This is a genomic window from Chryseobacterium populi (assembly GCF_000282115.1).
GTDB classification, from domain to species: Bacteria; Bacteroidota; Bacteroidia; order Flavobacteriales; family Weeksellaceae; genus Chryseobacterium; species Chryseobacterium populi.
Map to the genome: position 1 here is coordinate 19,883 of NZ_AKJY01000006.1, position 13,994 is coordinate 33,876.

Below are 13,994 nucleotides of genomic sequence, written 5' to 3' on the forward strand. Positions count from 1 at the left end.
ATCTTTAAATATTAGGTCTTACGATAAATGTTCCCTGCAGGATCATTCCGTCTAATCCGTTTGATGAGATCCCGCCGATATCCGACCAGGTTTCTTCTTTGTAAATCGTCAGGATTTTTTCTTCCGTACTGATCATATTTGATGTATTTTCAGAAACTATTTTGAAATGGTGATACAGCATATTTCCATCAGCATCTTTGATCTGCATAGGATCCATATTCAATTTTTCCAATGGCAGGAAAAACTCATTTACCGTCAGGTCGAATGTTTCTTTCAATTTCCACTCTTCAACATTGGTAGTTGGGTTATTTTCAAAAAGATATAAATTCGCCTTTGATATGTCTTTAGCATCGGTATTGATCCTTGCTATTTCTTTCCAGTTCCCCTGATTATTCAACTTATAGAGATGATATTTCCCTTTGTAGCAAACCTGATCCCATGATAAAATCACGGTATCAATGAAATCTGATACTACAGGTTCGGAATGATATCTCAGCTCCGGAGCCGGCGGATTATAATTTTCTACCAAAGTAGATACAAATACTTTTGAAGGTAATGACGGAGCCTGCTCTACCACGACTTCAGAAACCGGAGGATTCACGAAATAATTGGTCGTAGAATATTCCACTTTTCTTGAAACGACTACACGATAGAAGAATAAATCTCCGTAAGGCTTGGCTTCGAAATCTTCAAAATCATCATATATTACCCACGAACCATTATTAGCATCAATTTCTACATCGGAAATATCCAGATCCTTGATCATTTTCATGCTCAGAATAGAATCGGCATCCAGTTTATTGGTTGCTCTGTACAGCGTCACTTTATTGATTTTATGTACTTCAGGGTAAGGATTGATTTCCACTCTTACTCCTGAAGAAATTCCCAGCGTCGCATTATCAACAACAGGTAACAGACTCAGAATTTTTGCCGGTTCCGCAGGATTGGTATTTACCAGCTTGATTGGCCCTAAAAATGTACTGAACTCTCCCATCTGCATCTGATTACCCATTTCTCTTACTCCATAGAAATAGAAGTTATCCGAAGCCCCATCCAGTGCAAAATCTGTAAATAATGTTGAATGATTCGGAGCCTGGCTGTATACTGCTGCCATTGGTGCCATATCAAAATCAGCGTGGGTAGTCGGCAATAAGTAACCTGCTGCATCACGGATGGTCTGCTTTTTATTTTTCGGCCTGTGCCCTAAAGGATCTGTAAAACTCAGATTCTTAATATGCTGATAAATCATAGGAACTTCCGTAAGCGGTAAGAAGCAATTGAAAATCCTTTCTTTGATAAACTGCCCGAAGCTCAGCTCACCTGAAATGTTTGGAATTGCTTTGATAATGATCTGATTGAATTTTTTATGCCCTCTGTCAGCTGCTACCAGTTTGTCATTGTAATAAGGGGTACCCGGCAATAAATCATAAAAATCATTATGTTCTTCAATAAATGCATTGATCTCATCGAAGAAATGCTCACTGTCAGGAAGTGGTAACCTGTATTGTAATGGTCCTACATCAGGAAGAAGTTCATATTCTATACTCACATTGTTGGTAAGCATATCAAAATCTACAAAATTCATCCATCTGTTATTAAAGAATACTTCATCAGTACCTCCCAGCGCATTAAGGTTTTCTTTTATAGTCTTTATCGTTTCCTGTTCATATAAAGCTGCCAGTAAAAGGCCGTTATTAGCTCTGAAATACTGTGTAGCATAAGGTTTATGAGTAAATTCGGTTATAAAGCTATAGGTAGATTTACCGAATTTATCAGGTCTTGTTGCATACTTGGAGCCCGTTGGCTGTTTTGGCTGATACGGTTCTACAATCCTGTTGGCAAATAACACTGTAGGAATGCTGAATTTAGATTTATATTTAGCGCCCTGCATGTCAAGAGTATCATTATCCACACTTTTGAAACCGAAAACAGAATATCTTACATCTTCATCTCCTGAAGGTAAAATAGCATCTTCAATTAAGTTATTCGCAACATTCTTATATAAATACACTTTATATGACGGATAATAATTGACTTTCACGTCTGTTCCTGTCACAGGATCTGTCAGCTTAGGATCGGTATGCCCTGCCTCAAGGAATTTTGGCAGATGGGTCACATCATCTTCTATTACCTCAAAGTTTTCATCATAGATATACAATACCAGATCATTATTGGTTCCTATATTTTCTGTCCGCACCACTTTGAAAACCGATCTCGATTCTGTTGGTTCTCCGTTATTATAATCCAGGTTCGTAAACATTCTTACAATACCGTTCAACCATTCTACAGAGTTTGAATTGGATGAAAACTGCGGATGCTGAGTCATTTTAAATCCCGGGAATGTAATTTTATAAACTCCCTGGTGCACAAACGGGTGAGTATCCGGATAATCAATTACAGTTCCTAAACTGTTCTGATACTTTGTTATTTTCTCAAAATATTTTTCCACTGTAGCCTGTTTCCAGAATCCCCTGCTTTTTTCAAGGTATCTTTGGGGTGTTCCGTTGGCTTGTGGCATACTGATTATTTCCCTGTGTATACTCCAGTCGTTTGTACCGATTTTCACTTTCAGGGAATTTGGGTTTTTAATACCCCATGTAGAGGTATTCTGCATGTTTTCCGTCACATTAAACAAACCTTCTGTAGATGGATTAATTACCGGAAGCGTTAAACTCGTCTGGTTAATCAGAGGAGTTGTACCTGCAATAATCGCCTCACTGGCAGCTTTTTTAAAGACCGTAAAAATAAGTCCTGTAGGCGCTTGAGTAATTCCGTTGACGATATAGCTATCGGATCCCATAAGGAATATACTTCCGATAAAATCATTGATTGTTGTTCCCGCAGGGATTTCAGATTTGAATGTCTCAGGTTGAATGGAAGGCTGTGGTTGTGGTCCTCCAGGAACGTTACCAAGGGTAGCTCCTGAACCCGGAACAATATAATCTCTTGTTTTAATAACAGCCAGTAACTGATTGGCAGGATGAGGCTCTACGGCAAATGCCTGCGCTGAAATAATTTTCGGTGTATAGTTTCGGAAATAAATCTCAACATCATCTGCAAATACTTCCTTATCATCAGGGAAAAGCGTATTCGGATCCATATAATCATCATTGGATAAAGGAGAATCAAACGGAATTGAATATCCTATCCCATCCTGATAAATATGATAATCATAAGTAAGCCTTACTAATGTTTTATCCTGGTCAGTAATAGCCTGTAAACGGCTCTGATCCTGCTGGGTAGTAAAGGTAAGCGGAAACTCTTTCTGAATATTAAATGCGGTAGCTCCGGAAGGTGGTAGCAGCTTATTGGCCGGCTTAATCTCCGTATCAATCGACAATTCGGTTTCTCCTAACTGAGCTCTCGAAAACCAGTTGATTCCATAGCCTTTGTAATAATACGTACCGCTTTTATCCTGTTTATGCATATATAACGGCACATACGTATCCGGAATCTGGATCGGCAATGTCTCAAAAGAATCTCCGCCGTTGCTTGTACTATCTATATTTTTATACTGCGTATCATGGGAAAGCTCAGGTTTTATCCAGATGTAATCATCGGTTTCTCCCGGCTCTACCACACGGTATTCCAGACCTGCATATACCGGATTGGTAAATGATGAGGCATCAAATTTCACATAGGATTCAAAAAACGCCGGATTGATCTGGAAATCAGGAATCTGATTGTTATAAACACTGATGTAACGATATTTTCCGTCTGAAGAATACCCTTCACTGTTGTATAAATTGGCAGAATTAGGATTATTGGAATCCATTCCTTTGGAAAGCTTCATCAGATTGACAGGTAAAGACAGTCGTTCGATTTCCGTAGAAACCGGAAGAGACATGGAAAGCAACTGATAGCTCTTATCAGAATTATTAATATCTACATTTTTATTGGTATAATATTCCGCGATATAAATAAACTCGCTTCCAAATGTATCATCCTTGATATCAAGATGCCCCAGTCCCAGCATTCTGGCCACGTGATAATCCAGAGCTGCAATATTCAGCATATCTAAATTGGAAACCTGCGTTTCGCCATCTTCAGGTGGATCATTGGTTATATCTACAAAGGGATCTGTACCGGAAGGTGCAAAATTAAAATCAATCGTTTCATACGCTTTAGGATTTGGCTGGGCATCACTTAAAGCCACATAGTTTTTGACTACAGTGAAAATATCCCTGTCTAAAGGTCCCTGGGAAGGATGTTCCCATTTTTTCATGTAATTATCTACATTGGTATAGGCTCCATCATTATATCGCAGCCATTTTCCGTTTACCGGGTTGGTATCCGGCAGAGGTTCCAATCTGTCAAAGACTTCATGATCATCGGTCGTTAAGGCAAATTCACCCTGTAATTTCCATGCGTTTGCATTGTTTCTGCTGATGATAAAATCTGAATAGAATTCAAATTCAATGACCTGAGTGTAACAGTCTGTAGGTCTGAAACGTACTGTTTTTCCATTTTCAGCATTGAAATAAATATCGCCTATTTCATCCCCCGAATAAGGCTTTCTGTAAGTAAGATGCTGCTGGGAAACCGAATTATTTTCGGATACCGAAAGCGCTTCCACTTCCAGATAAGAAGATGACTGATAATTATTGACTTTTAATCGTGCGGCAAAGAAAAGATCTGTTTTACACTGAACTTCAATAATTTCGTTACCGTATTTTTCAACAAACTTTAACGGCTCAATAAGTGGATTTATAATTTGTTTTACCTGATTGTATACCTCTTTGTTTTTAAAATAAACATAGATCATTCTGGTATTACCATTGGCTTTATATACCCACATTTTCTGGTTATCATCCACCAACTGCGGTGCAACTGAAAAATCTAAGGCAAATACCGATCTCACATACGAAGCTCTGTATATTCTGACAAAATCATCAGGTTTGTTGAAATTATACGCTGTAGAAGCCATGTTTCCTTTCGGTAAATGGTTTTCACCCAATTTTCCCCCGAAGCTCCATCTCAAATGGATTCCTTTGGCACTGTCTTCTCCTCTTGATCCTGCACCCTGAAGATAAAAATTAGGGGTTTGCAATCCGGAAAATTCGTTAAAAACAATAGATGTTCCGCCACCTGTATCACAAACATCCTCACCGGTGTAAGAAGCAGCAACTACTTTGATGTCATCTTTCTCAATTTTATAAGACACGTCTATCAGCTGAAGACTGGTATCTTCCATTTTCTGTTCAATAACAGAGCATCTCCAAAATTCTATAGGAAACGACTTGCAGTTATCGATAGATTGATCCATAAACCCGGAATAATTCACTGAATCTACTGTTCCGCGAATTAAAACATTGTTACTTACCACCTGGTCAATCGCTAAATCACTCACCTCCAATCGCTTAACAAACTGATGTACAAAATCATATGTAGAATGTACGATTTCATTTTTATCGTTGTACACATAGAAATAATCAGGTCCGAATGTGAAAGAAGTTTTTTTACCTACATTCGGCAAATAGTAAGCTCCCCATTGTTCATCAGCAAGTAATAAAACCGGTCTGTCAGTCCATAAACCTGACACATATAATTTATTATTAGCATAATAAACTCCGTCTAAAGTGATCGGTGTAACGCCGTCAAAAAGATAGCTGTATTTGGCATCGAGGATGTTGAGCATCGGGTCTACTCTAAATAAAAAGCCCTTTTTCTCTTCTGCCAAGACCTGGTTTCCGCAGATGGCCAGTATTTCACTGTATATTGCAAAACCTTCCACTTCAAAACGGGCATCACCGCCATATACTGATATTTCATTCTTTTTGCTAACATTACCTTCTTCATCCAGTGACAGAATATAGCTTCGTCTGCTTTCCTCATTCATATAAACAAAGAAAATAAGATTCGCCAGAGTTTCCAGAAACAAGGCATCTTTAACAATTTCATCCGGAAATCTTTTATACCAGATAAACTCCCCGTTTTCATCAATACGAAGGATAAAAGGGGTACTTCCATTTTCCAGACCGGTTAGCAAGTAACCGGTTTGGAAAGGAGTAATTTTATTAAAAACAATATGCCCTTCTGGCCTGGAATAAGTTTTATTCCATAAAAGACTTCCGTTTTCTTTGAGAACCGTGATTATTCCTTCTTCGTTTTTTCTACCTACATGAAGTATCTTCCCATTGTGTGCATAGGTAAAATTGATATTGACATCAGGCGTATTGTAATTATGATATTTAAAAAAACTCATTTTTGTGATTTAATTAGTTATAATTGTATTTCATTTACTGTTACCATAGATTTGACATCATAGCCTGAACCATTCCAGGATTTGTATCTGAATCTGCAGTTTAATTTTTTGTTTACTATTTTCTTGCTCTGATGCATCACCAGGATCTGTGAGTAATCTTTTGAGTACAATATTTTGAACTCATTGTTCACCAGTTCGCTCTGGCTCAATATCTCGAAACAGTTTTTCATTTCCGATAAAGGAATTTTCGGATCATTGAAAGGTTCAGGATTTCTTATTAGCAAGGCTACAACATCGCTATTGCTGTTGACGATTTTCACAAACTCAGTATTCGCAGGCGGATCTAATGGTTTTAATCCCAACACCCCTTCAAGAGCTCTGTCAAATACTTCTGAATAGGTATTGACCAGGCCTATCAGCTGTGCATTTTCAGCACCTCCGGAAACCAGGGTATACAGGTTATCCAACTGCTGCTGGCTGATATTCACCGGAATCTGGTAAACAGCATCTCTTTGTGCTACTAAAGCATTGTTATTATCATATTCTTTCAGCTTGTAGCTTTCTACCTGCTCTATGAAGTTTTTATATCGTGAAGTTTTGAAAACAAACTCATGAATTTTCTGATTTTCTTCATAAACTATTTTTCCGGCATTCAATTGAGGGGTAAACCCTTCATCACCATTGTCATCAAAAGCATTATAAACAATTGCCGTATAGAGCTTTTCAGGATTAAGATTTGTAAGCACCACTGAATAATCATAAGATTTTGGCGGTATCGGATCTCCTAAAGTAATGGAACATGTAATAGGGCTGTTCGGCTGATTAACATAATTGACATAATTAATCATCTGCTGAACTCCTAAAGGAATATTCGGGTTTGTACCCTGCTGCCATGTTTCCGAGTCAATTACCGGTACGGTTTCATGCTGTGTCCAGTCCTGTGGTAAAGGATACGGAACGATAACGTCTGTCACCGGATCTTTAATCACGATATTGATGCTTCCTTTCATTTTCTTCAGTTCCTGCTGGTTTGCACCCTGAGCCGGAATTTTCTCCCATGTCTTAAGCATGTTGTAGACATATGGTTTTGTAAAGAAGAATTTGATCTCACATTCCTGGTTACCGTAGAACATTGGTTTTGCCATCAGCAAATCCCCGTCTGCATTAGGATATGATTTTTTCATATCAATGTATGACTTAAGGGATGTAATAGGATATTCTTCCGGTTTTTTACCGCTGTCAGTATCGATATAATCCAATCTTTTCTTCTCAAAATGCCCGATAGGTCCTGCCGTTTTGAATGCGAAGTAATAATCGAAGATTTTAGGGGTATCATCGTTGATATTATCTTTCATCTTGATATGTAAACAATAGGTACTGTTTGGTCTCCATACCGGCTGTACTACTTTTTCCATGGCATCGAGCATCAGCTGCATATCCTGCTGAACTGCCAATTGCCCCGGAATGGTCTGCTGATATTCATAATCTGCAGCAGTCATCCACGAAACCTGTTGTAACAAGGTATAGCAGTTAGCTACATAATCAGTATTACCATTATTACATCCGCAGTTTCCTAAATGGAATATAATTTCAAAGATTTTCTGAGCTAAGGCCAGTGCTCCGGCTAAAGTAGCATCATCAGACGCAGGATAGTTCTCAAGGAGATATAAAGTTTCCTTAATGTAAGCCTGGCCATTGAGCAATTCGTATTCAGGATGTTCTTTATCAAAATTGTATAATGCATTGATCAATATTTCAAAACATTTCCAGTTACTGCGTAAATCCGGGAAATTAAATGAGATACAGTTGTTAAGATTATACGTAATCTGATTCAGGAATTCACACAACAAAGCATCTTTGGTACATGGTTCCGGAATGGCATCACAACCACAGTTCGGAGTAAATTTAAGCTGGATCGGTTTATGGCTCGTCTTATTGACTTTGATAATAACCGCTTTATTGGTCAGCTCTTTCGGATATTCGTTGGAGTAACAGATATCAATACTATCGGCCGTAGCAGATATTTTAGTAATCAAACTGTTGTACTGAATAAACGAGTTAAACGGATTATTCGGCAGATACAGGAAGATCACTGAATGGGTATTGAAATCTACATAAGGAGCAGTTTCACCGGTCACCTGCATGTACATGGTCTCAAATTCCACCGGGTTATTGATCACGGCTGAATAATTGAAGTTTACAATTCCTGAACTCATCACCCCGTTATAGTTGTTTACCGTATGCATCACATCAAAATCAAGCTCATTACACTGGGAAGAAGTACAGCCTGCATCTTTAAGGAAATTCAGCTGCGCAACCAATTCGTTATATAAATCCTGTTCTGAAGGAGACAATACAATTGAAGTTACCGTGCCTGTTGCATTGGCCGTTGCATTCGCCCAGATCTGATCGATTTGTGCATTAATAGCGTCAATGTCAGCCTGATTCACATGATGCGGGATAATTTCTATCTTACTCACATATTTATCTGAAAAGACTTCCGAATCATATTCTACAATGGCATCCAGCTCAGCTTTTGTTTTCGTCGTTTCAGTGATCAGCTCATAATTCTGATAAATAGCATTCGAGAAAACATCTTTATAGAACCTGATCGTAACATCACTTGCCATTGTTGAAAGGGTAAGATTTACTTTTGCAGACGGCTCAGGAAGGGTAATGACCATTGTATTACCATTGGTAAGCTTCAGTGATTTGGCAAAACCATGTGGGTTTGATGCATTCGAAACCATCATATAATCATTGTTTGTCGTAGCTCCCAATAAATTATAATAAGCCCCGTTAATGTATTCATTGGCATACATTGTCGGCTGATAATAAACCGTTCCTACCGTTTTATCCAGTACATTGGAATCATGCCATACCTCTGTATGCTGTGTACAGAATAATGAAGAAGCGGTAATACCATACTGTTCAGGAATAAACCATCCCGGCTGTCCGCCATCCAGGAAGGAGAACGGGTTGGATGATAAAATTCTGATGGTATCATACTTTTCATTGGTTTTCTGCCAGTATCCGATTTTAAAGCTGTTAAGATTAGGAATCTGATTCGCTTCAGCTTCCGTAAGAACCGCCCTGTAAGGATTATACTCCTGCCATTGTCCATTGTTCTCGATATTGATCTTAATATCTTCAATAGAATACTGATGCTTTACCTGACGGATTACGTGTCCTCCCGGCTGTGTTTTTTCCGGCGGGATCATATCGTTGTACCCGCTTGCTCCTGTGGTATGACCCCCAATTTTCTGGTCTGCCACAGCAGTAGGAATCAAGCCTTTTTCGATTTTAATATCTACATAGGTATCTAATGGAATTAACGGAACTTCGGCATTGGCAATTACTGCCGCAGGAACAGGCACTACATTGACAGGTAAAGGTTTTAAAATAAATTCCTCATTCGTCAACATATTAACGCCTTTTACCGCATTGTCAAGTCTGGCTTCCTTCGGATAATCTATCGTCGGCGGATCAGATTCGTAAGTAATCGGTGCAATCGGAGTGGTATCTGTTTCTTTTTCTTTTTCCCATTTGATCGTTAAATGAACCTTTAAGGTAATTTTGACGATAAAGAGCTTAACTTTCAATTCGAGTTTAAATTCTGCCAGGATCAGGAACGGTTTTACCAGTTCAACCCTGAAATAAATCGAGATGAATAAGGAAACTTTTATGATAAACAGGTTGAGCTCCGCCCCACCTTCTACATAGATATAACCTCCTACCTGCGGCCGTTCAAAACTGATTTTGGTTCCGACTTCAATAGCAGCCCAGACTTTCAGAATGATTAAATTCAGGTTGAAATCCACCCGCGCTCCGGCTTCTATTCCTTTGGCGGCAATCATCAGATAGGCCTGCGCCTTGATATTGACGGAATCTTTAAATAATGCAGCTGTAATCGGTTTGTCTCTGGTTCCGAAATTCACATACCAGGGCTTCTGATTCTTGAAGAAGAATCCCATCTGAACTTCAGCTTTAATGTCAATGAATGAACCGTTGTTCTTGTTAAGCTGGAAGTTACCTCCGGCCCCGATCTCCAGGGAATTGTCTCCTACAATCACGAAAGCATAGAATGGCGGTACACGCGGATCGTCTTCTGCCAATCCAAGCCGCTCACTGATGATCGTTAGACCTGCATCAATGGCAAACATACTCGGTACTGACAGCAACACCATCGCACGAAGAGAAGCCAGACGGCCGTCTAATGTTGCGAGGGAAGCTCCTGCTCCGATTGAGAAAGGGAAACTATAGTTTTTAGTCTGCTGCGGACCGATAAATTTATCCATATGAATCCCTCTTTCCGGATGCATATAATAGTCGTACCAGCTGTCATTTTCAGACATGCCGAGCGCACTCTTATGGGCAATATAACGGTAACCGAGCAGTCCCCTGAACCCGAAAATACCGAATGAGCCGAGCGGGATTACAAACGGGAATTCTACATTGGCATCGATAAAGAACCCCGGATATTTAGGATCGAAAGCCATTTCTGCAGAACCGTAAATACTCATTTTCGGTAACTGAAGGGCAACTTTCCCCCTGTATTCCGTAGAAACTCCCGGTTCAGGAATCGTTAAGGAACCTTTAATAATAGCCACGGCAGCGGATGCACTTGCCGACCCCGGAATCACCAGGTCTACTTCCAGTGTTGAGATATGGAAATAGTGATCGCCTTCTCCACCATGCTGTTCATTATCATTGGTATAATAGTATTTCACCCCGTTTCCTCTTACATCAAGACCAAGCGGGTTTACGTTGATACCTCCATCAAAACCAATGTAGTTGTAGCTACGCATTACTCCCTTATATACTCTCTGAATTGTTCCCATGTGAATGGCTGATACCCCCATGGTTACCGGGCCAATGTTCAGGTTAAGATTGATCGGGATAATGGAGTTTCCACCGCCCAATTCGAATTTACCGTTTGCATAATAACGGATTGCAGGCAGATCAATTCCTTCTTTTCCTAACAGTTTTTCACCGAAAGAGCCCGTAGGGAAAGTAATTTTGGTATCGGCTTCAATATAGAAGTTATCATCTTTTTTACCGATCTCAATATTCTGAAGATAGAACGTCAGAATATCAAAAAGATTCATCGGTAAACCGAATGGTAAGAAGGCTGCTGAAAGCTTAAAGTTTTCTTTACTTTCCCATTCTCCGATCACATCGATCGTTAAGTCTCCACCGTCATATCCTTTGAACTTTTTAATTTTCAATCCGGCACGTAATGAAGAATGAACCACCTGTCCCTGGTGGAAGTCAATATCAAAATGACTGAATCCTAACTGCCATGATTTTTCCGGATCTTTCCCCAGGTCAAACCATAAAGTGTTGCCTGCTCCCTGTGAAGACAGGCTGCTGATAAACTGATAGTATTCTGCTTCAGTTTCAAATCGTCTGTAATCTCCTGCACTCGTTGTCAATCCCATCGGATAAACAAATTTCAATTGAGAAGGGGAAGGCAATGCATTCATATACGTCAGTAATGCTGCATGATCAGCAATCGCTACCGGAGTGGTATTCGACATCGACTTTACTTTCAGATCAGAATAATCAAGGTCAAAGTATTCTTCAAAATAGCTTACCACATTGGTTTGGGTACCTACCTTTTGGGTAGCATAAGTAGCCCTGATCGCAATATTTCCTGAAAGACCTCCTGTTCCGATCAGTAAATGATTGGCTGAAATACCAATTGTCTGGTTATCTGTTTTCTTAAACCACTTTTTAGGCAGGAAAATTTCGGTATACTCCATGTAGACTCCCATAAATTCTTTGGGTCTTCCATCTGCATCTGCTTCCGCGATATTCTCTTTTTTACTAAGATCGATTTTAAGGTTGTGGATATCGATCACAAAACCCGTATTTCCGATCTGGGCAGGATAATTTGTACTAAGTACCAGGTCCATATTATATCCGAACCCTCTTTCGGTATCTGCATAAAACAAAGCTTCCGCAAAGCTTAAGGTCACTTTCGGATCTCCGTTTCCGTCTGCCGGAATCGGATCTAAGGGAGTTGTCGGATGGCTTAACGGATAAACCGGCGTTAAAATACTTCTCGGAAACTCGATGGCTGCAGACAGCATCAGCGTTGCCTTGAATTTAGGAACGATGACTTCTTTAATGAATTCATCAATATCCTGTGGAATCAATGCCCTGAAATACGTTTTTACCTTCTCTCCTGTTGCCTGAAGATCACTGGTTAATAAATAGGCACTGAAAGCTACTAATGAAGCATATTTTCCGCCTGCTTTTCCGAAAATGTCTTTAACAACATCTGTAACGGTTGTTGCTTCAGTAGGAATCGTCAACCCTAAGTTTTCTTTTGTATTCAGATCATTTACAAACTGCTTAAGCGGTGTAGTGTTCTGGTCAGCCGGCTCTACGAACGTATTGACAAAATGTGCAATCGCCTGTTCTTCCGTAATATTGAGAACCCTGAGAGCCACTTCAAAAATCTCCTGCGGCTGAAAGGAAAAATTTCCTATACTGAAATAACGCAGATACGCCAGGATTTTCCATTGGTATTCAATGGTGATGGGAAATGCGGAGATTTTGGAATCATTATCCTGAATATCCGGATTCAGAACCAAAGAAATGCCCGTTCCCGGAATTTCAATATCAATTCTTTTGGATACGATGGATAAGCTGTAAAACGCCGAATCTCCTTTCGGCCCTTTACTGTACTGTAAATCTTTATAATAGATTTTATCGAGGAGGTGAGTGACCCCCTGTTTTATAAATCCCAGAATATCCGGGATATCGTCTTCTGTAATCACAGAGGATAACCTAGGGTAATACCTGTGTGTTACCGGTGTTTGATTTGGCATAAAAAATATTTTGTGTTTGGGTGGCCTGAATCTCTGAGCGCAAAGCTCCTGGTCAAAGCAGTTGGGTGCTTTAACCGGCCACAGTATTACGTTTTCTCTAGAATCATTTTGGTTGTAAAAAACCTCAGAATGTCAGAATATTATTTCTGTAAAAGCATGAGGGTATACCCTCGGGTAATTTGGGGTTACCGTGTGCTTTGGTTGCTTTTAAATATTTAGTTATTATGAACTCCTCTTTATGTTTCTTCGTAATAGACTAAAGTATGTCCAATTAAAAGTTACGAAGGAAGAATTGGTTCAAACAGATGATAATAGCTATGCTGATTCCATGGAAATTTTTGCATTATATCAGAATCAGCTAGAAAATCATTCAACAAATATTCATTTTCATAAAAAGTAATGTCTTTAATATTATTATCAGAATCATTATACCAAAATTTAATATTTGGAATCATTTCATTACCAAATTCATAATCGAAAACTGATGGATCACCATAGAATTTTTTACATTTATCAATCTTCTGATCTGTTAATAAATCTATTCTACAGCTCGCTATTTCTCTATTTTTATCATCATAAACAACAATTCCTTTATCATTTAATATTCCTTTCCTATAAAAAAAGTAATCCCATTTGACATCTCCATTATTATTAGTTTGCTTATTATGATAAAAAACCCATGATGTGCCTATTGAAGTATTATTTATATAATTATTAATAACTGTATTCAAGTTTTCTGTAGGAAGTACATAAACCTCTCCTCCTATTTGACCAATTTCTTGCGTTCTAAAGTTTTTTGAAAATTTTTCTATCTTTAATAGCTCATGAGTAAATTCATCAAAAAAATGACGATTATATTCTGATAGCATATTTAGTTGTTGATCACTTATTTCCTTATTATCAATGTTAGTGATTTTTACATATGTACCCATAATTTTTTTATTATTTTA

Annotated in this window: 3 protein-coding genes; all 3 read right to left on the bottom strand. The window is 38.8% G+C overall.

Annotated elements, in window-relative coordinates; translation table 11 throughout:
* Positions 1–4: 4 nt before the first annotated feature.
* Entirely contained in the window at positions 5–6,205 is a 6,201-nt protein-coding gene (locus PMI13_RS02485) for a hypothetical protein (RefSeq protein ID WP_007840354.1), read from the bottom strand.
* Positions 6,206–6,222: 17 nt separating this feature from the next.
* Positions 6,223–13,044, bottom strand: coding sequence for a hypothetical protein (locus tag PMI13_RS02490; RefSeq protein WP_007840355.1), 6,822 nt, complete (start codon positions 13,042–13,044; stop codon positions 6,223–6,225).
* 278 nt (positions 13,045–13,322) lie between these two features.
* Positions 13,323–13,976 (bottom strand): hypothetical protein, encoded by a 654-nt coding sequence (locus tag PMI13_RS02495; protein ID WP_007840356.1) that lies wholly within the window; start codon positions 13,974–13,976, stop codon positions 13,323–13,325.
* Positions 13,977–13,994: the final 18 nt, after the last annotated feature.